Origin of the sequence: Microbacterium sp. A8/3-1, assembly GCF_040267695.1 — a bacterium.
Lineage (GTDB): Bacteria > Actinomycetota > Actinomycetes > Actinomycetales > Microbacteriaceae > Microbacterium > Microbacterium luteolum.
Window position 1 is genome coordinate 1,022,048 of sequence record NZ_CP158357.1, and the last position, 18,899, is coordinate 1,040,946.

27 protein-coding genes, 1 tRNA gene and 1 other RNA gene are annotated in these 18,899 nt (G+C 66.3%); 20 read left to right on the top strand and 9 right to left on the bottom strand.

The window, feature by feature from the left end:
* Window positions 1–78 precede the first annotated feature (78 nt).
* From ABS642_RS05125 to ABS642_RS05140, 4 genes are read left to right on the top strand one after another with little or no spacing between them, the layout of a single operon-like run.
* Window positions 79–867 (top strand): IclR family transcriptional regulator, encoded by a 789-nt coding sequence (locus tag ABS642_RS05125; RefSeq protein WP_350352488.1) that lies wholly within the window; start codon window positions 79–81, stop codon window positions 865–867.
* Between the two features lie 37 nt (window positions 868–904).
* Window positions 905–1,342: a MarR family transcriptional regulator gene (locus ABS642_RS05130; RefSeq protein ID WP_350352489.1), complete on the top strand. Its 438-nt coding sequence runs from the start codon at window positions 905–907 to the stop codon at window positions 1,340–1,342.
* A complete protein-coding gene (locus ABS642_RS05135; protein ID WP_350352490.1) occupies window positions 1,339–2,568 on the top strand; it encodes an MFS transporter in 1,230 nt (409 codons plus the stop codon). The genes ABS642_RS05130 and ABS642_RS05135 overlap by 4 nt, the downstream gene beginning before the upstream one ends.
* A gap of 31 nt (window positions 2,569–2,599) precedes the next feature.
* Window positions 2,600–3,082 carry a YbaK/EbsC family protein gene (locus ABS642_RS05140; RefSeq protein ID WP_350352491.1) on the top strand — a complete coding sequence of 161 codons (483 nt, stop codon included), beginning with the start codon at window positions 2,600–2,602 and terminating at the stop codon, window positions 3,080–3,082.
* Here ABS642_RS05140 and ABS642_RS05145 read toward each other — a convergent pair.
* The 3 genes from ABS642_RS05145 to ABS642_RS05155 are packed head-to-tail and all read right to left on the bottom strand — an operon-like array spanning window position 3,066 to window position 4,125.
* Window positions 3,066–3,302, bottom strand: coding sequence for a hypothetical protein (locus tag ABS642_RS05145; RefSeq protein ID WP_350352492.1), 237 nt, complete (start codon window positions 3,300–3,302; stop codon window positions 3,066–3,068). The two genes, ABS642_RS05140 and ABS642_RS05145, sit on opposite strands and share 17 nt — an antisense overlap.
* Window positions 3,302–3,712, bottom strand: a complete 411-nt coding sequence (locus ABS642_RS05150; RefSeq protein WP_350352493.1) for a protease inhibitor I42 family protein — start codon at window positions 3,710–3,712, stop codon at window positions 3,302–3,304. Before ABS642_RS05150 ends, ABS642_RS05145 begins: the two co-directional genes overlap by 1 nt.
* 44 nt (window positions 3,713–3,756) lie before the next feature.
* Entirely contained in the window at window positions 3,757–4,125 is a 369-nt protein-coding gene (locus ABS642_RS05155; protein ID WP_350352494.1) for a hypothetical protein, read from the bottom strand.
* 373 nt (window positions 4,126–4,498) lie between these two features.
* Here ABS642_RS05155 and ABS642_RS05160 point away from each other — a divergent pair, with 373 nt between their 5' ends.
* The 10 genes from ABS642_RS05160 (at window position 4,499) to ABS642_RS05205 (ending at window position 10,713) form a co-directional block, all read left to right on the top strand.
* Window positions 4,499–5,071 carry a hypothetical protein gene (locus ABS642_RS05160; protein ID WP_350352495.1) on the top strand — a complete coding sequence of 191 codons (573 nt, stop codon included), beginning with the start codon at window positions 4,499–4,501 and terminating at the stop codon, window positions 5,069–5,071.
* A 535-nt stretch (window positions 5,072–5,606) separates the two neighbouring features.
* Entirely contained in the window at window positions 5,607–5,900 is a 294-nt protein-coding gene (locus ABS642_RS05165) for a hypothetical protein (protein ID WP_350352496.1), read from the top strand.
* A 349-nt stretch (window positions 5,901–6,249) separates the two neighbouring features.
* Window positions 6,250–6,570, top strand: coding sequence for a hypothetical protein (locus ABS642_RS05170; RefSeq protein WP_350352497.1), 321 nt, complete (start codon window positions 6,250–6,252; stop codon window positions 6,568–6,570).
* Complete coding sequence (locus ABS642_RS05175) at window positions 6,567–7,196, top strand: hypothetical protein (RefSeq protein ID WP_350352498.1); 630 nt, start codon at window positions 6,567–6,569, stop codon at window positions 7,194–7,196. Before ABS642_RS05170 ends, ABS642_RS05175 begins: the two co-directional genes overlap by 4 nt.
* Before the next feature lie 47 nt (window positions 7,197–7,243).
* On the top strand, window positions 7,244–7,576 hold the full coding sequence (locus tag ABS642_RS05180) for a hypothetical protein (protein ID WP_350352499.1): 333 nt from the start codon (window positions 7,244–7,246) through the stop codon (window positions 7,574–7,576).
* A gap of 428 nt (window positions 7,577–8,004) precedes the next feature.
* Window positions 8,005–8,289, top strand: a complete 285-nt coding sequence (locus ABS642_RS05185; protein WP_350352500.1) for a hypothetical protein — start codon at window positions 8,005–8,007, stop codon at window positions 8,287–8,289.
* A complete protein-coding gene (locus ABS642_RS05190; protein WP_350352501.1) occupies window positions 8,286–8,519 on the top strand; it encodes a hypothetical protein in 234 nt (77 codons plus the stop codon). Before ABS642_RS05185 ends, ABS642_RS05190 begins: the two co-directional genes overlap by 4 nt.
* On the top strand, window positions 8,516–8,821 hold the full coding sequence (locus ABS642_RS05195; protein WP_350352502.1) for a WhiB family transcriptional regulator: 306 nt from the start codon (window positions 8,516–8,518) through the stop codon (window positions 8,819–8,821). Before ABS642_RS05190 ends, ABS642_RS05195 begins: the two co-directional genes overlap by 4 nt.
* A gap of 97 nt (window positions 8,822–8,918) precedes the next feature.
* A complete protein-coding gene (locus ABS642_RS05200; protein ID WP_350352503.1) occupies window positions 8,919–9,479 on the top strand; it encodes a recombinase family protein in 561 nt (186 codons plus the stop codon).
* A gap of 67 nt (window positions 9,480–9,546) precedes the next feature.
* Entirely contained in the window at window positions 9,547–10,713 is a 1,167-nt protein-coding gene (locus ABS642_RS05205; RefSeq protein WP_350352504.1) for a hypothetical protein, read from the top strand.
* A 14-nt stretch (window positions 10,714–10,727) separates the two neighbouring features.
* On the opposite strand, the gene ABS642_RS05210 is transcribed toward ABS642_RS05205, so the two are convergent.
* From ABS642_RS05210 to ABS642_RS05220, 3 genes are all read right to left on the bottom strand, one after another.
* Window positions 10,728–10,991, bottom strand: coding sequence for a hypothetical protein (locus ABS642_RS05210; protein ID WP_350352505.1), 264 nt, complete (start codon window positions 10,989–10,991; stop codon window positions 10,728–10,730).
* 411 nt (window positions 10,992–11,402) lie between these two features.
* A complete protein-coding gene (locus tag ABS642_RS05215) occupies window positions 11,403–11,696 on the bottom strand; it encodes a hypothetical protein (protein WP_350352506.1) in 294 nt (97 codons plus the stop codon).
* A 24-nt stretch (window positions 11,697–11,720) separates the two neighbouring features.
* Window positions 11,721–11,918, bottom strand: a complete 198-nt coding sequence (locus tag ABS642_RS05220) for a helix-turn-helix domain-containing protein (protein WP_350352507.1) — start codon at window positions 11,916–11,918, stop codon at window positions 11,721–11,723.
* A gap of 138 nt (window positions 11,919–12,056) precedes the next feature.
* On the opposite strand from ABS642_RS05220, the gene ABS642_RS05225 reads away from it, so the two are divergent.
* Window positions 12,057–13,178: a site-specific integrase gene (locus tag ABS642_RS05225; RefSeq protein WP_350352508.1), complete on the top strand. Its 1,122-nt coding sequence runs from the start codon at window positions 12,057–12,059 to the stop codon at window positions 13,176–13,178.
* Window positions 13,179–13,296: 118 nt separating this feature from the next.
* Here ABS642_RS05225 and ABS642_RS05230 read toward each other — a convergent pair.
* Window positions 13,297–13,369, bottom strand: a tRNA-Lys gene (locus ABS642_RS05230).
* Between the two features lie 155 nt (window positions 13,370–13,524).
* Here ABS642_RS05230 and hisN point away from each other — a divergent pair.
* Genes hisN through ABS642_RS05245 form a run of 3 tightly spaced genes read left to right on the top strand, consistent with a single transcriptional unit; the run spans window position 13,525 to window position 15,407 of the window.
* On the top strand, window positions 13,525–14,322 hold the full coding sequence (gene hisN, locus ABS642_RS05235; RefSeq protein ID WP_350352509.1) for a histidinol-phosphatase: 798 nt from the start codon (window positions 13,525–13,527) through the stop codon (window positions 14,320–14,322).
* Between the two features lie 19 nt (window positions 14,323–14,341).
* Window positions 14,342–14,905, top strand: a complete 564-nt coding sequence (locus tag ABS642_RS05240; RefSeq protein ID WP_350352510.1) for a hypothetical protein — start codon at window positions 14,342–14,344, stop codon at window positions 14,903–14,905.
* Window positions 14,906–14,909: 4 nt separating this feature from the next.
* Window positions 14,910–15,407 carry a GNAT family N-acetyltransferase gene (locus ABS642_RS05245; RefSeq protein ID WP_350352511.1) on the top strand — a complete coding sequence of 166 codons (498 nt, stop codon included), beginning with the start codon at window positions 14,910–14,912 and terminating at the stop codon, window positions 15,405–15,407.
* Window positions 15,408–15,484: 77 nt separating this feature from the next.
* Here the strand turns inward: ABS642_RS05245 and ssrA are convergent.
* Window positions 15,485–15,854: a transfer-messenger RNA gene (gene ssrA, locus ABS642_RS05250) on the bottom strand.
* Between the two features lie 141 nt (window positions 15,855–15,995).
* On the opposite strand from ssrA, the gene ABS642_RS05255 reads away from it, so the two are divergent.
* Entirely contained in the window at window positions 15,996–16,658 is a 663-nt protein-coding gene (locus ABS642_RS05255; RefSeq protein WP_350352512.1) for an SIMPL domain-containing protein, read from the top strand.
* 6 nt (window positions 16,659–16,664) lie between these two features.
* On the opposite strand, the gene hflX is transcribed toward ABS642_RS05255, so the two are convergent.
* A complete protein-coding gene (gene hflX, locus ABS642_RS05260) occupies window positions 16,665–18,176 on the bottom strand; it encodes a GTPase HflX (protein WP_282217363.1) in 1,512 nt (503 codons plus the stop codon).
* Window positions 18,177–18,243: 67 nt separating this feature from the next.
* On the opposite strand from hflX, the gene ABS642_RS05265 reads away from it, so the two are divergent.
* Entirely contained in the window at window positions 18,244–18,885 is a 642-nt protein-coding gene (locus ABS642_RS05265) for a methyltransferase (RefSeq protein WP_282217364.1), read from the top strand.
* Window positions 18,886–18,899 lie beyond the last annotated feature (14 nt).

Sequence of the window (18,899 nt, forward strand, 5' to 3'; positions counted from 1 at the left end):
TCCAGCATCCGCCTTTCTTCACGGCGAGCGGAACGAACTTCTTGCGATGTGGGCGATCGTGCGCGTAGCGTCCACATTATGGAATCCCCGTCCCGCAGCGTTCCCGGCGCTCAGGCCATCGCCCGCGCCGCCCGACTTCTGCGTCTCGTCACGGCGTCCGGCGCCGACGGTGCGGCATTGCACGACCTCGCTCGCGCGGCCGATCTCTCGCGTTCGACGACGCATCGACTGCTCAGCGCTCTGAAGGCCGAGGGCCTCGTCGACCGCGACGGCGAGAGCACACGATGGATGCCGGGGCCTGAGCTCTTCCTCATGGGCTCGGTGGCGGCAGCGAGGTACGACGTCACCGGACTGGCCCGGGACATCGTGCGCTCTCTCGCGGTCAAGACCGAGGAGAGTGCCTTCTTCTCCGTGCGACGCGCCGACGAGACCGTCTGCCTCCTGCGCGAAGAGGGTTCGTTCCCCATCCGATCATTCGTGCTGAGTGAGGGCGTGCGTTTCCCCCTGGGTGTCGCCAGCGCCGGCCTCGCCATCCTCGCCTTCCTGCCTGACCACGATGTGGATGCCTATCTCGAGCGCCACCCGGAGCTCGAGAGCAGCTGGGGCCGCGCCCACGGCGACGCCCCGCTGCGCACCCGGCTCGCCGAGACGAAGGAACGCGGCTACGCCGTGAACCCCGGACTGATCGTGGAGGGCAGCTGGGGCATGGGCGCCGCCGTGTTCGATCGCGCCGGCCGCCCGGAATGGGCGCTGAGCCTGACCGGCGTGGAGTTCCGCTTCGGACACGATCGGATCGCCGAACTCGGCCGCACGCTGCTCTCCCACGCGCACCAGCTCTCGGCGCGCATCGCGAGCGCTCGACGCTGAGGGACCTATTCATACCAACGGGTATATACTCGATGGTATGAATCGTTCGGAAGTGATCCCTTCACTCGTGCTGTCCGGCTACGCGCTCGGCCGCATCGCCGCGCAGGATGCCGGCAACGACGCACCGGCCGCTCAGTGGCGGGTGCTCAGCATCCTCGAGCAGGCCGGCGCGCAGCGCGTGGGCGCCCTGGCGACCTCCGCACGGACCACTCAGCCCGGCATGACCCGCCTGCTGGGCGGGCTGGAGCGCGACGGACTCGTGCTCCGCTCCCCCGACCCCGACGACTCCCGGGCCATCGTCGTCGACATCACCGCGCAGGGCTCCGAGACCCTCGCCGCGTGGCGCACGGAGTTCCGCGAGACACTCGCTCCGCGCTTCGCCGCACTGAGCGATGACGACTGGTCCGCCCTCACCCGCGCCGCCGAGATCCTCGCCGCGCACACCGCCCCCGACTCGACAGGAGAAGCACGTTGAACACCCCCGCCACCACCTCGGTGTGGAAGCAGCCCGCGCAGGTCTGGGCGGTCGCCTTCGCCTGCGTCGTCGCCTTCATGGGCATCGGGCTGGTCGATCCGATCCTCCCGGCGATCGCCGAGTCCCTCGAGGCCTCACCGGTCGAGACCGAACTGCTGTTCACGAGCTACCTCCTGGTGACGGGTCTCGCGATGCTCGTGACGAGCTGGATCTCCAGCCGGATCGGCGCCAAGGCCACCCTGCTGATCGGGCTGGCCCTGATCGTCGCCTTCGCGCTGCTGTGCGCCCTGAGCGGCAGCGTCGACGCCGTGATCGGCTTCCGCGCGGGCTGGGGCCTCGGGAACGCGCTCTTCATCTCCACGGCCCTCGCCACGATCGTGGGTGCGGCCTCCGGCGGCAGCAGTGCGGCGATCATCCTCTATGAGGCGGCCCTCGGTCTCGGCATCGCGATCGGTCCGCTCCTCGGCGGCATCCTCGGCGAGCAGAGCTGGCGCGGGCCGTTCTTCGGCGTGGTCGTGCTCATGGCCATCGCGTTCCTCGCCGTGCTGGTGCTTCTCCGGGGTCCCGGCGAGAAGCGTCAGCCGGTGCCGTTCTCGGCACCGTTCACCGCGCTGCGTCGTCCCGCGCTCGCGATCCTCGCGGTCGCGGCCCTGTTCTACAACATCGGGTTCTTCGTGCTCCTGGCCTTCTCCCCGTTCCCCCTGGGCTTCGGAGCCCTCGGCATCGGGTTCACGTTCTTCGGCTGGGGTGTCGCGCTCGCTGTCACCAGCGTCTGGGTCGCCCCCGTCCTGATGCGCCGCATGCCGCGGACCCGCATCATCCTCATCGTCCTGCCGCTGCTCGCACTCGACCTCGTGGCCGCGGGGCTCGTCGTCGGGAGCGCCGCAGCCCTGGTCGCCTGCATCGTCATCGGCGGTCTGCTCCTGGGAGTGATGAACACCGTCCTCACTGAGGCAGTGATGGAGGCCACCGACCTGCCGCGTTCCGTGGCATCGTCGGCGTACTCCGCGGTCCGGTTCCTGGGCGGAGCGATGGCACCGCCCATCGCCGCCCTGCTGTGGCACGCGTTCAACGCGACGGTGCCGTACGTCTTCGCCGCCGTGTCCGTGCTGCTCGCCGCCCTCACGGTGTTCCTCGGTCGCCGCGTGCTCGCGCACATCGATGACGAGCCGTCGGATGCCGCGGCGGAAGACGCCGAGGCGATCCTGATCGGCGACGCGGCCTGAGCGCGTCGTCGGGCTTCGGTACGGTGGGGCGATGAGCGACGCCTCCTCCCTTCCCGAACGCAGCCGCATCGTGCACCGTCACCTGACCGACGCCGGCGTGGACGCAGAGATCCGCGTGCTCCCCGACTCGGCACGCACGGCCGCGGAAGCCGCATCCGCGATCGGATGCGACGTCGCCGCCATCGCCAACAGTCTCGTGTTCCTCGCCGACGGGGAGCCGGTGCTCGTGATGACCAGCGGAGGCCACCGCGCCGATCTCGACGTGCTCGCCGGGAGTGTCGGCGCGGCGGAGGTCGTGATGGCACCGGCATCCGTCGTCCGCTCGGCGACAGGGCAGGCGATCGGCGGCGTGGCGCCGGTGGGCCATCCCGCGCCTCTGCGCACTTTCGTCGACGAGGCTCTGCAGCAGTTCGACCTGATCTGGGCGGCCGCGGGCCACCCCCACACCGTGATGCCGCTGACCTTCGACGAACTCCGTCGGATCACCGACGGTCAGGTCATCGCAGTCGTGTGACCCCGGTCAACACAGACAACGCTTCATCACCGGATACCCGCGACTCCGTTCGTTCGATGCCCGCTCGGGAACGAACGCGTGAGACCAGACCGCCGATCCCGACGGTAGTCAGACCACCGGAAAGGAATACTGCACCGAAGACAGCCGCGAACACGGCGAACAAGACGATGGCGATAAACGGGGACAGAACCAGCAGGAGGACGAAGGTGATCGCGGTCATCACTTCACCGTGACTTCGATCTTCGCCGACTTCTGATCTTCCGGGTCCTCCGGGATCTCGCCGCGGAAGCGGTACTCGAACTCGATCACGGTCGTGCCCTCGCCCACCGGCGGGAACCGGTACGTCACTTCGCTCGGCGCACCGGTCATGCCCTCCTCCCCGCGATAGACAGAGCGCTCCTCTCCGGGGCCCAGCACCGCGGCATCGGGCTCCTGCGTGATCTCCCAGTCCTCGCCGACAGAGGAGTTCACCTCGCCGAAGTCGATGACCAGCGCCTCACCCGGGGCGAGAGTGACAGAGTCCGCCGTGTAGTCGATGACCTTCTCGGCCGCGCCGGCGCAGGACACGAGTCCCGCTGCCACGGCGATCGAACCGACCATGATCACTGCAGAACGAATGACTCCGCGCATCGCACTCCCCCTCCGAGATGAGGATCACGGTATCGCATGTCGCGTCAGAGAAGCGGCGCGAACGCTGCGGGGACCTTCACGTTCGGCGGAACTCCGACGAAGAGGGGCGCGACCTGCTCCGGCGTGTAGCCGGCGATGCCGCAGCCGACCGGTGTCAGCAGGAATCGGAGTTCCGGGTGCGCCAGCGCATAGGCGATGAAGTCGCGCGCTTCCCGCGCGAGCACGTCCAGCCCGCTCATCGTGTCGATCGCGTAGGTCTGACCGTGGTGGCCGTGTCCCTCGCCCCACACCGCTCCGAACCGCTCGTGGGCGATGCGCGCCGCGCCACCGCCGTGCTGTCCTCCTGCGTTCGATCCGAACACGAAGACCTCGTCCGGCCGCAGGTCGGAGATGCGTTCGGGGGTGGTCTCCATAGCCGAACCCTACGCCGCAGCCGGGAAAGCAGAAAAGCCCCGAAGACTGGCGAGAGTCTTCGAGGCTGATCCGTGCACCCCCTCGGACTTGAACCGAGAACCCACTGTTCGTCCAGGAGTGGAATTGAGCGTGATTGCCCATGATCGTGCGCGTGTGGATACCCGGGGAAAACCCAGCTCAAAGGGCTAATTCTGAAATCGAACCGCCACGCACGATCACGGACGTTCCCAGAGGCATCCTGACTGAATCCTGACTCTGATGCGGCGAGCGCTGGCGATACGCAGCGCATCCCGTGCGCGCGCTGGGTCGGATAGTGCGTACTCAGCACGAATAGACCGCGGGTGAGCGCGAACCTCTGCCAGCATGAGGACTGTGAGCGAGACCTACGAGGCGAGGGGTGATCGGCACCTGTCATCTCCCGATGCGGCATGGGCGGCGTATCGCCAGGTCATCGACCGGATGGCACGCGAACTGGGAGATCTCGAATCTCGTATGTCGTGGGTCAAAGCGTCGGACGGCAGCGTCACTCCTGGCCGCGAGACGCTGGACGGAGCCGTCGCGGTCCTGGAGGCGGACGGCCTGCCCTTCACCTACTCGTTCACCTCCCTCACGTCGAAGCACGGGGATGTCGTCGCTGTCTACGTGTGGACTAACCAGCGACGGGTAATGGTCACCTCCCGGGCCACGAGTGCAAGTCGCGCGAAGGGGCTCGCAGCGGTCGGCACCGATCTCCTGGAGGCCATCGGCGGACCGCGCGATGTGTCGGTCGCGAGACGGCCCGGCTTCACCATCGTCTCGGGTGCGGTCGAAGACGAGCGACGCCGCACCCCCAAGTGGGTGATCTGGGTGAGCACGGTAGCGGGCGGCGCAATCCTCACCGGGGCCGTCGCATTCGGCTACGCCTATCTGACGGCATGGATGAAGTCCAGCGGCTTGATGCCCTGATGGCGCGTATGGCGCATTAATGGCCGTTAGCGCGTATTACGCATTAATGTCATTCGGTTAGCGCGTATATCTCACAATTCGTGTACGCTGATCCCAGCGCCCTCTCCTGCCTCCGGCTCGTCCCTGGATCTCGGAGAGGGCGCTTTCTCGATTCTGGAATTACGACGATAGCGCGTAACGCGCATTTATTGACGGATTATACAAACCATCCTGGGCGAGGTCGTGTAGGGAGTATCCAAATTTCCCGCAGCGCTTGCTATTGGCTCTATGTCGTCGTACGGTTGCCCCGACGAGCCGGAGCAGTGATCTTCGGCACCGTCTGAAAGCCAGCACTAGACACCCCAGGCGAGCTGGCCGTCGCCGTCGCTCGCGAGGATCGGTCAGGGTCACAACTCGCCACGTCTCCGCTCTGGAGGCGGGCTACTCGTCGTGGCCTCGAACTCACTGTCTACGGGATAAGCGCAGGAACCCGGCATGCGCGCGTCCCGGTGAGTTTACGAACCGAGCACGCACTATGCCCTTCTGGAGATCCGCCATGGCCGACATCGACTGGAACGCCGAGTTCGCTGAGCTTGCCGCCGACCGGCTGGAAGCCGAGAAGGCTACGGCGCTGACCATGCAGCGCAGGAACAGCATCGAGCGCGAGCATCACGAGCGTGGGCGCAAGCTCAGCGAGCACGAACGGCTCCGACAGGCTGCCATCCGGCTTTGCCGGAAGGCAGGTGTCAAGGGCATGGGCCAGGACAGCTTCACCGAGCACACCAAGAATCAACTCCTCAACGTGATCCGAGAGGCTGAGGCGGTCATTTCGCGAACTGAGCGGGGTTAGTGCGAACGCGCACAATCTGCCCGGCGTCACCCATCGGGCTCAGTCATCGAAATCACTTTGATGACTAGCGGGCGATATCCTCTGTATGGAGAAAAATACCGTCGCAGCAGTGCAGGCCCGCCGAGTGGGCCGACCCTGCGGTGTGTGTGCTCTCCCCTCCGATCAGCGCACCAAGCTGGAGACTGCTCTCGCCGCGGGCACCTCCATTTCCCGCATAGCCCGGCAGACGTGGGCTCCAGGGCGCGACAGCATCCGTGGTCATATCGCAGCCGGTCACCTCCCTGCGCAGCTCCAGAACGCCGTGGAGCGCCAGCACGGGCTGGACAGTGCGACCATCGCCGCGAGGATCGTGGACGCCGCACAGCGGGCCAGGGAGACGGCACTCGATGCGCTGGAGAGCGGCAACCCCACGGTTGTGCTCCGAGCCGGTGACGCCGAGGTGCGCGCCCTGTCGATGCTCTCCGCCTTGGGCGAGACCTCCGAGGACGAGATCCAGTTCCGCGTAGCGGCAAAGGATCTGGCCGCAGCAGTGATCCGCGTTGCACGACGAGACCCTGCCACGGCGGAGGTCATCGCCGCCGAGTTGGACTCGATGTATCGACCGGCCATCGCGGACGACATCCGCGACCAATACCCCGATTCTGAAATCGACCGAGAGGTTAGAGCGTGACGAACACAAATGAGACCGAGCCGGTTGGAGTCCGTCGTCTTCGCGAGGCGCGCGCGTCCCTTGCCGCACGCCAGGCAGAGCAGCAGCCCGAGGCGGAGAGCGCGCCGCTGCCGCTGAAGCCAGGCGATCAGTTCCACGCCGTCATGACAGGGTGCACGTTCTCGACGGGCGGAGGGTTTCTCGCCTCGTCGCACGTGTCAACAGCGGGTGAGACGTACACGGTGACGCAGCAGCTCATCGACGCCAGCCGAGACCGCTACGGCGACTCCTGGCTCATCTACCTGGCCAGCGACGAGGCTCAAATCCAGAAATGGGGCGCGGTTCGCTTCCGCCTTGGACCTGCGCCCGAGGGCATCGCAACCTGGAACCAGCGAGGCGATGCCGACTGGACGCAGCAGCGCGAGGCTGCAAAGGCAGAGGCATGGGGCCTGCCAACCGCGGAGGCCCGAGCAGCAGCCCTTGCCGCCGTGGACGCTCGATTCGGCCCCGCTGTCACGACGGCGACGTACTCGAAGTACACCGATCCGAGCATCGCTCTCGCGGAAGCGCAGCAGCACGCGCTGAACACGGGCGGAGTCCGGTTCTCGCAGCACGTGGAGGCGCGAGAGGCCGGGGCTGAGCGATGAGCGGCGCGCCGTACGGGAACAAGAGCAGATCGATCCACCGAGCTGTCGTGGATCTTGTCGCCCTGTACTTGGACGGCGAGGGCATCTCCTCGACCGCGAAGCGGACGCCCGCGAGACTGTCGGACAGCCTCATCGATGACGTCGCCATCGCTCCAGATCTCAGCATCCCGGGCGTGCACCTCGACGTGACGTCGAGACTGTCGCCGTACCGGCTATCAGAGGACCTGGAGAGCGCCCAGCGAGCCGCAGCGATCAACAGGACTCCCGTGGCCGGATTCGTCCAGTGGAGGGGCGACAAGGAGATCGAGAACTCGTATGTCGTCCTCGACCTCCAGAGCTTCGCTCGCCTCGCCCGGGGTGACCACCTCGCACCGCCGTAACCCTCAGACCCCCGTGCGGGCGTCAGCCTCTTCCTTGGTCTCTCGCCAGCACGGGTCCGCCGCACGAGTCGTGAGCCGTGCGGCACGGTCCCGGTCGAGAGTCGGTCCTCGACCGGGACCACCCCGGCCCCGTCGTTGTTGTCGTTTTCAGCGACGGGGCCACCCTCAAACTCCGGCCCTCCGCGTCCCAGGTACGGGGCCACTGGAACCAGCCCGCGGAGGGCCGGACCCTCTCCCACCACCAATTGGAGGACACCGTGAAGAGCCGACACGCAAGAGTCATTCACCCATTCCGGTCGAGCGGACTCAACCCCCGACCGACGCCGCCAGCAGCTCCGCAGCAGCCTGCACAGCTCCCGCAGGAAGGCCGTGGCCAGGCGACCAGCGCTCTTGGGCGTTCTCGGGCGGCTCAGCGCGTACAGGCAACCGTGGACGCCGCCACCGACCTTTCGTGGGTCGATCCGCCTGGAGTCGATCCGGTGACCCCCGCGACGACAGTCTGGCTCACCGATCAGCCTGTTCGCGTGCCCCTGGGATGGGGTATCGCCTTCTTCACCCGTCAGCGGCGCGACTGCCTCTGTCTCCTCAGCCCCGCTGGCGAACTCTTCATCCTGTTCGTGTCCCAGGACGGGGATGTGCGCCAGCTCCAGGGTGTCCCGGATGATGTCGTACGCGGTCTTATCAGTCGGCACTTTCCGGAGGCGGCACGATGAGCGCCGACGTGCGACCGACCATCTCGGGTGTTGGGCGCGTGGTGTCCGTGGGAGGCTCGCTCACCTGGGATATCCCATACGATGCCGAAGTCGTCGTGCAGCCGACCTTCACTCTCGTGCGGAGCCGAGAGGGCCGCGTCTATCGCTTGGTGGAGCGAGGCGGAGAGGTGCGCGAGGCTCCGTTGAACACGGAGCAGCGCAGCCATGCGCTGACCCTCTTCTCGCGATGACCACGAAGGTGGAGACCGCCTGGCGCGCGTTGCAGGACGCGCTGGCCACCGACCCGCCCTCTTGCGAGGGCGACGAGCGCTTCACCGCAGAGACCAGCGAGCATGATGCTGTGCTGAGGACTATCTGCGCCCGGTGTCCGGTTCAGCAACAGTGCGCCGACTTTGCGAGGACGGCGCACATCTACCGACTGTGGGGCTATTTCGGCGGTGTAGTTCGCCGGACTGAGCCCAAGGCGCGAGACCGCCGTCGTCACGGATCAAACACTGATCGAGATCGACTGTCAGAAACGAAGGCTGGGTGAGAGTGCTCTCAGAACCCCGATCAGGTTCGTTTTGCTCTCTCAAAAGTATCTCGCAAAACCTCTTGCTTTGAGAGTCGAGTATTGAGAGACTAGGCCCATGGCAATCATCGGATACACGCGAGTCAGCACCAAGGATCAGGACACCGCCTTGCAGGATGCGGCGATGGCCGAGGCGAAGGTGGATCGGCTCTATACCGACCACGGTGTGAGCGGCACGCTGGCATCGCGTCCCGAACTCGACAAGGCACTCGACCGCCTCGACCGTGGGGACACCTTCGTCGTGTGGAAGCTCGACCGCCTGGGGCGCAACACGAAGAACGTGCTGGAGGTCATCGAGGATCTGATCGACCGCGGCGTGACGTTCAAGAGCCTCACCGAGCAGATCGACCTCAGCGCCGGACCGATGGGGAAGGCCATGTTGACGATCCTCGCGGCCTTCGCGGAGCTGGAGCGCGCGACGATGATCGAGCGCACGCGCGCCGGTCTCGACGCAGCGAAGGCCCAGGGTCGCGTGGGCGGACGCCCGTCCAAAGTGGATGCCAAGAAGCTGACGACGATCAAGAAGCTCCTCGCCTCAGGCGAGCACAGCCGCGCCGAGATCGCGAGCATGACCGGCATCTCGCAGGCGACGCTCTATCGAGTAATCTCTACGCTCTAGTAGCCGGGCGCGGCCTACCACGGCGAGCCTGGACAGCACGAGAATAGGGCACCGACAAGCTGAGTGCGTGACTCGCCCAGCGATTTATGACGACCGCGACAGGACAGATTACGACCCGCAGCGAAACGGAGAGAGCACCTTCGATTTCTTCAACCGTGTGGCGGGGCCGTACTGGGAGCAGACCCGGGAACTGCAACAGGCCTGGGCAGATAACGTCGGTGAGCCGAACTACGCGGATGTGCGCGCCGCTCTTCGGTCGGGAGACGCACAAGCCCGTAGCGCCTTTCTGGAACTCTTTCTTCATCAGTCGTTGCTTGGCGCGGGGTATCGAGTGCTCATCCATCCAGAAGTGCCTCGCTCATCGCATCGGCCCGATTTCTTGGCGCAGGGCGATGCAGGCGCTTTCTATGTCGAGGCGATTGTGCCCGGCACTTCCATGGCCCAACAGGCACGGGCGTCGCGCGAGGCTGACCTTCTCGCCGCGCTCGACCAAGTTGGGGACCCCAACTTCCTGCTCGTGACAGTGGACATCCAGCAGAGCCTGCACAGTGCGCCGGGCGCGGACTTTCGGCAGCAGATTCGGAACTGGCTCGCCACACTCGACCCGGACCAAGTAGACATAGCCGATCTGCCGACTCTCACTCTGATTCGCGGCGATTGGAGCGTGACAATCGAGGCCATGCCCCGGCGGGCGAGTAGTCGTGGCCAGAGGACGCGCTCCATCGGCATCTACGCCCATCGCGAGGCCGAATTCATCGATGACGGACAGAAGCTCCGCACCGCCCTCAAATCGAAGGCAAGCAGATATGGCGATCTTGACGCGCCGTTCGTCATCGCGGTTGGGATGTACACGTTCGATGAGGACGATGAAGATGTCCACAATGCCTTGTATGGGTCCACCGCATGGGTAATCGATGAACCAGGGCCTGACGGAAGGTTGGCGACGCGAGGAATCCGGAAGCACGACGGCTACTTCGGCTCTCCAGCAGGATGGCGAAACCGGCGCGTATCGGGAGTGCTGGTCGTTGACCAGTTGTCGTTCCATGACCCGACCAGGGCGCGTGTGACGCTCTGGCTCCACCCTGACCCGCTGCATCCTCTTCCCCCGGAATCGCTCTTCCCTGGGACGGTGAGAGCGTGGGACGGCGAGACGGTGGCGAAGCGCGCGGGGCAGGATGTCCGGACTCTTCTCGGGCTCCCCGAATCGTGGCCGGAGGGTGATCCTTGGAAGTAAAAGTCACGGGGCGATTACTCGTAGGTGCGGTGGACGTGCCAGCCGTCCTCAGCCTTGTAGACGTCGAAGACGAAGGTGACCCCGTCGTCGTCAGTGCCTTGGAATCGCCAGCCGTAGAGGCCGTGATGAGCGCCATCCAGAGGCACTGACCACGACGAGTGACGCAGCCGCGTCGGGGTGTCCGTGATTCGCCAGCGTCGGCCCGCGTAGACCATTCGAACGGGGATGTCGTTCGCCATCCATACGGTTGCGGTGTGGTCCACGGTCGGCGTGCTCATGAGTTCGACCATAGAACAGATGTTCGAATCTTGCTACCCTCGAACCTGCCGCGGAAAGGGGCGGACGATGGGAGCGAGCGACCGACTGAAAGCGTCCAACGACGTACGCACGCAGCGTGCCGCGGTCACCGCAGCATCGAAGCATGGTCCTCTCCAGTCATTGTCGGATCGAGAATTAGCCCTCCGCGAGCATCCGGTCACGGTGTACCCCCACGCGCTCCAGCGCCGAGTGCGGGCCTGGGTCAGATTCGGAGCTGAGGCGGTCCGAGTGGACGCCAAGCTGATGCGCTCGACGCCCCTCGCCGCGGGAATCGAGTTTCGGGCTGAGGGGCAGACGTTCCGATGCTGGGTGTGGGGCAACGCCGTGGAGGTGCAGGAGCCGCCCTGAACGTTCCAAGTCCGCGCAGCCTGTCACGGTGCATCTGTGCCGCTTTGCGCCTCCCGTGCACGCCTAGCACGCTGGCCACGGCTGTAGTTCTCCGCCCGTCGCGCCCGAAGACCAGCGGGAGTCGGCGGTGCCTCACCGCGGGCCGCTGCACTGGCCGCAGCGGCGATCTCGATCACGTACTCGATGTCGATCAGTGCAGCCGCTTCTGCCTCACGCCAGAGCAAACGCATCCGGGCGTGCATCCGTTGCTCCGGACGGGGCTCGACGTCAGGGTCGGTCAGCAGCTCATCGAAATCAGGAATCCGCTCCGTAGCCATCAGCTCAACTCCTTGCCGTACAGGTTAGGTCGCATCGCGTTCGCCAGCTCGCAGCCAAGCATCCACGTCGGCCTGTCGGTATCTGATGCGCCCGCCTGCGTGGATGAAGCGCGGCCCAGTGCCCCGGTATCGGAGCTGGGCGAGTGCAGGAACCGAGCGCCCCAGGTAGCTGGAGACCTCGCGAGGCGTGAGCAGTCGGGAGCCCCCGTTATTGTTCGTCATGAATGTGGTACGCCCAAGAGGAGTGAAAGAGCAAGGATGAGCACGAAAGTTTGGATCGCTGACACTTGGCTCTACTCCAGCGGGAAGCGGAGGGGCGAACGGAAGCCGAGCTACGGCACCGGCCTTCGATGGCGCGTCGTGTGGATCGACCCCGACACGCAGCACGAGCGGTCCCAGAGCTTCAAGAAGAAGCCGGACGCCGAGGCCCACCAGACGTTCATGGAGAACTCTCTGAGGGAGAACAGCTACACCTCCCCCGAGGTCGCCGCGATGACCGTGGCCGACGCCGTCGAAGCCTGGATGAACTCGAAGAAGAATCCCGGCGAGGCGAGCCGCAGCACCTACCGCGACCGCATCGAGAACTACGTCCTACCTCGATGGGGAAGCACTCGCCTGAGCGCCGTCAAACGCACGGACGTCGATACGTGGGTCTCTGCCCTCCAAGACGGCTCAGCGCCCCGCAGAGAGGGCGTGAGAGGCCCACAGAGGCCCTTGAAGCCCGCGACTATTGATGCCGTTCTAGTGCCGTTCATCGCTGGGCTGAGGTTCGCCGTCCAGGAGGGCTGGATCAGGCGCAATCCGGCGTCGGGAGTAGAGACTCCGCGCATCGAGACGGAGCCGGTGATCTTCCTGAGCTACATCCAATTGGAGAAGCTGATCGAATCGATGCGGACCATCGCAACCGCTCAGGACGCCCTCCTCATCGGCATCATGGGCAACATCGGCTTGCGCCCCGGTGAGGCGTTCGCGCTCGACGTCGGAGACGTGGATCTCGCCCGACGTCGAATCTCGATCACGAAGACATTCACGGTCAACGGCAAGCGCGCTCCCATCATCGGCACGACGCCCAAGACCCGCGCGGGCATCCGCGAGGTACCCATCCCCCCGCACCTCGTGGATGACCTTCGCGCGCAGATCGGCAAACGCCCCAAGACGGCCCCGTTGTTCGTCAACAGAGAGGGCAACCACGAGAGCACGGCGAACTGGCGCAATCGGCAGTGGAGGAAGGCGACCGAGGCGGCGAACACCCCCGTGGGGCTCACCCCGAAGGGACTGCGACACACCGCAGCATCGCTCGCCATCGCAGCCGGGGCCGACGTGCTCATGGTGCAGAAGATGCTGGGTCACGCGGACGCCAAGGAGACGTTGAACACCTACGCCAAGCTGTTCCCGGACCGCATGGACGAGGTCACGGAGAAGATGACGAAGGCCCGAGACCGAGCCCTTCGAAAGACTCGGAAGAGTCAGGACGAATCCTGACCAGTCGGGGCGCATCCTGACCAGATCCTGACTGGGGGCCGTGACGATACCATCGCACATAGTGCCCCGAGAAGCAGAAAAGCCCCGGTAGATGGCGAGATCTACAAGGGCTAATCCGTGCACCCCCTCGGACTTGAACCGAGAACCCACTGATTAAGAGTCAGTTGCTCTGCCGATTGAGCTAGAGGTGCGTGGTCTGGGATGACCCCGACCGAGGAATTACATTACCAGCCGATCGGCCCCATGCGAAATCGAGGCCGGCCCGGGCGTGGCCGACCCCGGGCGGGCCCCGAAACCTGGCGGAACGTCTCTCTGGCCGCCTCGCGCGAACGACTATTCTGGGACCGTGACCGCCTCCCCCAGCGCTGACTCCCTCGCTCGAGATCTCGAACTCGCCCTCCGCCTCGCGGACGCCGCCGACGCCCAGTCGCTCCCGCGTTTCGACTCCGCCGACCTCGAGATCTCGACGAAGGCCGACAACTCGCATGTGACCGACGCCGACCTCGCGACCGAGCGCGCGATCCGCAGCATCCTCGAAGCCGAGCGCCCCGACGACGGCATCTTCGGCGAGGAGTACGGCGCGCAGGGCAGCACACAGCGCCAGTGGATCATCGACCCGATCGACGGGACGGCGAACTTCCTCCGTGGAGTCCCGCTGTGGGGCACGATGATCGCGCTCGCGGTCGACGGAGTCCCCCAGGTCGGGGTCGTCAGCATGCCGGCGTTCGGGCGACGCTGGTGGGCGTCCGCGGGCGGCGGTGCATGGACATCGACCGCCGAGGGTCCCCGACGACTCCAGGCATCCTCGGTGGCATCGCTCGATGATGCCAGCGTCAGCTTCCAGAGCATCGCGCAGTGGTCGGACGCAGGTCACCTCGATGCGCTGCTCACCCTGGCGGATCGCGTCTGGCGCGACCGTGCGTACGGAGACGTCTACGCCTACATGCTTCTGGCCGAGGGACGCATCGACATGGTCGCGGAGTTCGACGTCAAGGAGTACGACATCGCGGCCGCGGTCCCGATCGTCCGCGAAGCGGGTGGCCGCATGACATCGTTCGACGGCGAGGAGACGCTCTCCGCCCGCTCGGTGCTCGCCACCAACGGCATCCTTCACGAGGCCTTCCTGACGCTGCTGCACGACTGATCGGACTGCGAGGCTCGCCATGTACCGCCGCATCATCTCCGCCGCTGCCGGTGGGCTTCTGGCCCTCGGTGCGCTCGCGGCGTGTGCGGCACCGTCCGAGTCGCCTGCGGCCCCGTCGTCGACCTCCGCGGCTCCCGATGCGAGCGGCGATCCAGCGGGCTCCCCCGATCCGACGGATCCCGCCGCGGAGCTCTCCTGCGAGACGATGATCTCGGCCGGCACCGTGGAGGCCCTCACAGCGGCCGGTTGGACCGCGCAGCCGAAGGAGTTCGTGATCGGCGACCTCGCGCTCGCCTCCGGCATGGTGTGCTTCTGGGCCGACTACTCGATCGGCTCCGACCACGGACAGCTCTACGGCTGGTCGCCGATCACCGCAGACCAGGCGGCTCAGGCGCAGGAATCACTGATCTCCGATGGCTGGAGACGCGAGGACGGCCCGCAGGGCGTGTACTTCACCGAGAACCCGGAGTACTCGATGGGCACGGACGAAGACGGGTACGGCATGACCTACCTGTTCGGCGACGGCTGGGTCACGCTGTCCGATACCAAGCAGGGCCTCCTCCTCGTCACGTGGACGGACTGACGACATGGAACCCCTCACGCTGCGCCCCTGGCGGGACGACGACCTCCCGCTCCTCCATCGAGCGAACACCCCCGAGATGACCTCGCATCTCAACGGACCGGAGACGGACGACCAAGTGGCAGACCGCCACGCTCGCTACCTGCGATACGCGGAGACCGGCGAAGCCCACATGTTCGCGATCCTCGTCGGTGACACGGCGGTCGGTTCGATCGGCTACTGGAAGGTGCGCTGGCACGACGAGGATGCCTGGGAGACCGGCTGGTTCGTCGTTCCGGAGGCGCAGGGCCAGGGCGTCGCCGCACGCGCCCTCGCACTCCTGATCGATGACGCGCGTCGTCAGCCCGAAGCTCGTCGACACCTCGTCGCCTTCCCTTCGGTCGACAACCCGGCGTCGAATGCCGTCTGCCGTCGTGCGGGCTTCCGCCTGACGGCCTCGACCACCGAGACATTCCGCGACGCGACGCTCACGGTCAACGAATGGGCTCTCGACCTCTCCGAATGAGGGTGACGACAATCGGGACGCGAAAAGGCCCGCCTCCTGTTTCCAGGGCGACGGGCCTCTTCTCCGCGACAACGGCTTGGTGGAGCTGGGGGGAATCGAACCCCCGTCCAACGCTGCTAATCCACGCCTTCTCCGGGCGCAGTCTGTGAAGACGTTCTGCTCGGCTCCGACCTTTGTCACAGACACCTAAGTCGACGAGCCCAGCCTGGGAAGAGTCCCGCGTGACGTCCAGACGCCGTCACACAGCAAGATTCCTAAATGACGCCAGGGTCCGTGTCGGAATCACACACGGTCTGACGGACTATCGGGCTCGCTTATGCAGCGAGGGCGAAGTCGTTGCGCTTGGTTTCGGCAACTATTTTTTTGCAGAGAGCGTTTACGAGATAACTCTGCATCCTCGGCCCGCTTCTCGTGGATACACAGGCGCTGTCGAAACCGATCAGCCCCGTGGTCCTTCTCTCGAAGGAGCCGCTGTCGCACTGTGGAATTGTCACCCCGGGTGAGGAACACCCGAGCATCTCAGAGTACAACGTCCGGGGGTGCTTCGCCATTCCGGAGACATTCGACCGGCTGGCGTAGAGTCGCCCCATGAGCGAAGTCACGGTCACCGTCCGCGGCGAGCACGAGGCGCGCGTCGCGCCGGAGCGCGCCACCATCCGCGTCAGCGTGCGAGCCGAAGGGCCCGAGCGCACCACCGTCGTCGAGCAGGTCATGCGTCTCGCCGAGCCCGTGCGCGGGAGCATCACGGAACGAGCGGATGCCGGCAGCGTCGTCGACTGGACGAGCAAGCGGCTGTCCGTGCGCGCGGAGCGCCCGTGGAACAACGAGGGCAAGCGTCTCGCACCGGTGTACTACGCCAGCATCGACTTCACCGCGACCGTCGTCGAGGCGTCCGAGCTCTCCATCTGGGTGTCGGACATCTCGCCGTGGGACGGCGTCGAGGTCGGCTGGGTGAACTGGCACCTCACACCCGAGACCACCGCGCGGATCGAGCGCGAGGTCGCAGCGCAGGCCGTCGGCGTCGCGGTCACCCGCGCCGAGACCTACGCTCACGCGCTCGGACTCGAGGGCGTCACTCCCCTCGAGATCGCCGACGTCGGTCTGATCTCGAGCGGTCAGCCCGCTGCACCCGCGCCGATGATGAAGGTGCGCGGAGCGGCGTTCGCCGCGGACTCGGCTCCCGCGATGGAGTACGAGCCGGAGGACATCGTGATCTCCGCCACGGTCGAGGCGCGCTTCCTCGCCAGGTGACGGAGGTCAGCCTCGACGCGTGAAGGGCTCCAGCTCCGCAGCGAGGCGCTCGGAGACGCGTGCGTGCACAGCTGTCCCGTCCTCCTGGTGATCGACCGACAACAGCATCCCCGTCTCGTGGATCGCTGCGATCAGGTCTCCGCGGTCGTACGGGACGACCGCGTGAACCTCGACGGCCGGCTTCGGCAGCGCTTCCTCGATGGCGGCGCGGAGCTCGGCGATGCCCTCGCCGGAGCGTGACGAGACGAAGTGCGCGTGCGGCTGCAGGCCGCGGAGCACCAGACGCTCGTCCTCGCCGATGAGGTCGGCCTTGTTGAAGACCACGATCTCCGGCAGATCACGCACGCCGACATCACCCATCACGTCGCGCACGGTCTGCAGCTGGCCGGCGGGATCGGGGTGCGATCCGTCGACGACGTGCAGCACGACGTCGGCCTGACCGACTTCTTCCAGCGTCGATCGGAACGCTTCGACCAGCTGGTGCGGAAGGTTGCGGACGAAGCCCACGGTGTCGGTGATCGTGTAGACGCGCCCGTCCTCGGTCTCCGAGCGACGCACCGTGGCGTCGAGGGTCGCGAACAGCGCGTTCTCGACCAGGACCCCGGCGCTCGTGAGCGCGTTGAGGAGGCTGGACTTCCCGGCGTTGGTGTAACCGGCGATGGCCACGGAGGGGATCGTGTTGCGCTTGCGCTCGGCACGCTTGGCCTCGCGGGCCGGGCCGAAGTCGCGGATCTGCTTGCGCAGCAGCGCCATCTTGGTGCGGATGCGGCGACGGTCGAGCTCGATCTTCGTCTCACCGGGACCACGGGAACCCATACCGGCACCGCCGGCGCCGACCTGGCCGCCGGCCTGACGGCTCATCGAGTCACCCCAGCCACGCAGGCGCGGAAGCAGGTACTCGAGCTGCGCGAGCTCGACCTGCGCCTTGCCCTCCCGGCTCTTGGCATGCTGACTGAAGATGTCGAGGATCACGGTCGTACGGTCGATGACCTTCACCTTGACGACGTCTTCCAGCGCACGGCGCTGGCTGGGTGCAAGTTCGGTGTCGGCGATCACCGTGTCTGCGCCGACCGCCGCGACGATGTCCTTGAGCTCCTGCGCCTTGCCTCGTCCGAGGTACGTGGCGGCATCCGGATGCGGCCGACGCTGAAGCACACCGTCCAGCACGACGGCGCCGGCAGTCTCGGCGAGAGCAGCGAGCTCCCGCAGCGAGTTCTCGGCATCCTCCTGCGCACCCTGCGGATAGACGCCCACGAGCACGACGTTCTCCAGGCGCAGCTGCCGGTACTCGACCTCGGTGACGTCCTCGAGTTCGGTCGAGAGCCCGCCGACGCGGCGCAGCGCGTGGCGATCCTCGAGATCCCACTGATTGCCGTCGGTCGTGGAGTGGGCAGCGGTGGAATCGTCCTGCAGCGCTTGCGCGGCGCCGAAGATGCGCACCTCGGAGCGCTTCTCTGCGTTCGCGAGCACGCGGTCGAGCGCCTCGTCATCGGTGGAGTGGGTCGTGGTCTCCGTCATCCGTTCCTGATCTCTGCTTTCGTCGCGAGCCTTAACCTTAGCCCGGGTGGTCCGGTACGCTCACCGTATGGGGTCTGATCACTACTTCACTGCGGCCCCGGCAAGCCCCGAGAACCTGCGCGCGATCCGTGTGTCGCTCGCAGGCCGTGAGCTGGATGTCACCACCGCAGGTGGCGTCTTCAGCCCGGATCGGCTGGATGCCGGAACCGCCGTGCTCCTCGCCAACATGCCCCCGGTACCTCCGGGCGGCAATCTTCTGGACCTCGGAAGCGGGTGGGGACCGATCAGTCTCTCGATGGCCCTCGCCGCTCCGCACGCGACCGTGTGGGCCGTGGACGTGAATGAGCGAGCCCTCGATCTCGTCCGCCGCAATGCTGCGGCTCTCGGGCTCACCAATGTCAACGCGTCACTGCCCGACGATGTTCCCGATGACGTCACGTTCCGCACGATCCGCTCGAATCCCCCGATCCGCGTCGGCAAGAACGAGCTGCACGGACTGCTGGAACGCTGGATCCCGCGGCTCGACGACCGCAGCGACGCGTGGCTCGTGGTGCAGCGCAACCTCGGTGCGGACTCCCTGCAGCGCTGGATCGGCGCGACCTTCCATCCCGGCTACAGCGTGTTCCGCACCGCGACGGGCAAGGGCTACCGCATCCTCAAGGTGCGCAAGCACGGCAGCCCGCCGACCGAGCCCATCACCGTCGCCTGAGGCGGCCGTCGCCT

Coding starts and splice junctions, on each gene's coding strand:
- ABS642_RS05165 (WP_350352496.1), top strand. CDS start 5,607: ATGGCCGACATCGACTGGAACGCCGAGTTCGCTGAGCTTGCCGCCGAC.
- ABS642_RS05245 (WP_350352511.1), top strand. CDS start 14,910: ATGGAACCCCTCACGCTGCGCCCCTGGCGGGACGACGACCTCCCGCTC.
- ABS642_RS05130 (WP_350352489.1), top strand. CDS start 905: ATGAATCGTTCGGAAGTGATCCCTTCACTCGTGCTGTCCGGCTACGCG.
- ABS642_RS05195 (WP_350352502.1), top strand. CDS start 8,516: ATGACCACGAAGGTGGAGACCGCCTGGCGCGCGTTGCAGGACGCGCTG.
- hflX (WP_282217363.1), bottom strand. CDS start 18,176: ATGACGGAGACCACGACCCACTCCACCGATGACGAGGCGCTCGACCGC.
- ABS642_RS05210 (WP_350352505.1), bottom strand. CDS start 10,991: ATGAGCACGCCGACCGTGGACCACACCGCAACCGTATGGATGGCGAAC.
- ABS642_RS05265 (WP_282217364.1), top strand. CDS start 18,244: ATGGGGTCTGATCACTACTTCACTGCGGCCCCGGCAAGCCCCGAGAAC.
- ABS642_RS05140 (WP_350352491.1), top strand. CDS start 2,600: ATGAGCGACGCCTCCTCCCTTCCCGAACGCAGCCGCATCGTGCACCGT.
- ABS642_RS05200 (WP_350352503.1), top strand. CDS start 8,919: ATGGCAATCATCGGATACACGCGAGTCAGCACCAAGGATCAGGACACC.
- ABS642_RS05145 (WP_350352492.1), bottom strand. CDS start 3,302: ATGACCGCGATCACCTTCGTCCTCCTGCTGGTTCTGTCCCCGTTTATC.
- ABS642_RS05240 (WP_350352510.1), top strand. CDS start 14,342: ATGTACCGCCGCATCATCTCCGCCGCTGCCGGTGGGCTTCTGGCCCTC.
- ABS642_RS05220 (WP_350352507.1), bottom strand. CDS start 11,918: ATGACGAACAATAACGGGGGCTCCCGACTGCTCACGCCTCGCGAGGTC.
- ABS642_RS05155 (WP_350352494.1), bottom strand. CDS start 4,125: ATGGAGACCACCCCCGAACGCATCTCCGACCTGCGGCCGGACGAGGTC.
- ABS642_RS05190 (WP_350352501.1), top strand. CDS start 8,286: ATGAGCGCCGACGTGCGACCGACCATCTCGGGTGTTGGGCGCGTGGTG.
- ABS642_RS05125 (WP_350352488.1), top strand. CDS start 79: ATGGAATCCCCGTCCCGCAGCGTTCCCGGCGCTCAGGCCATCGCCCGC.
- ABS642_RS05150 (WP_350352493.1), bottom strand. CDS start 3,712: ATGCGCGGAGTCATTCGTTCTGCAGTGATCATGGTCGGTTCGATCGCC.
- ABS642_RS05215 (WP_350352506.1), bottom strand. CDS start 11,696: ATGGCTACGGAGCGGATTCCTGATTTCGATGAGCTGCTGACCGACCCT.
- ABS642_RS05255 (WP_350352512.1), top strand. CDS start 15,996: ATGAGCGAAGTCACGGTCACCGTCCGCGGCGAGCACGAGGCGCGCGTC.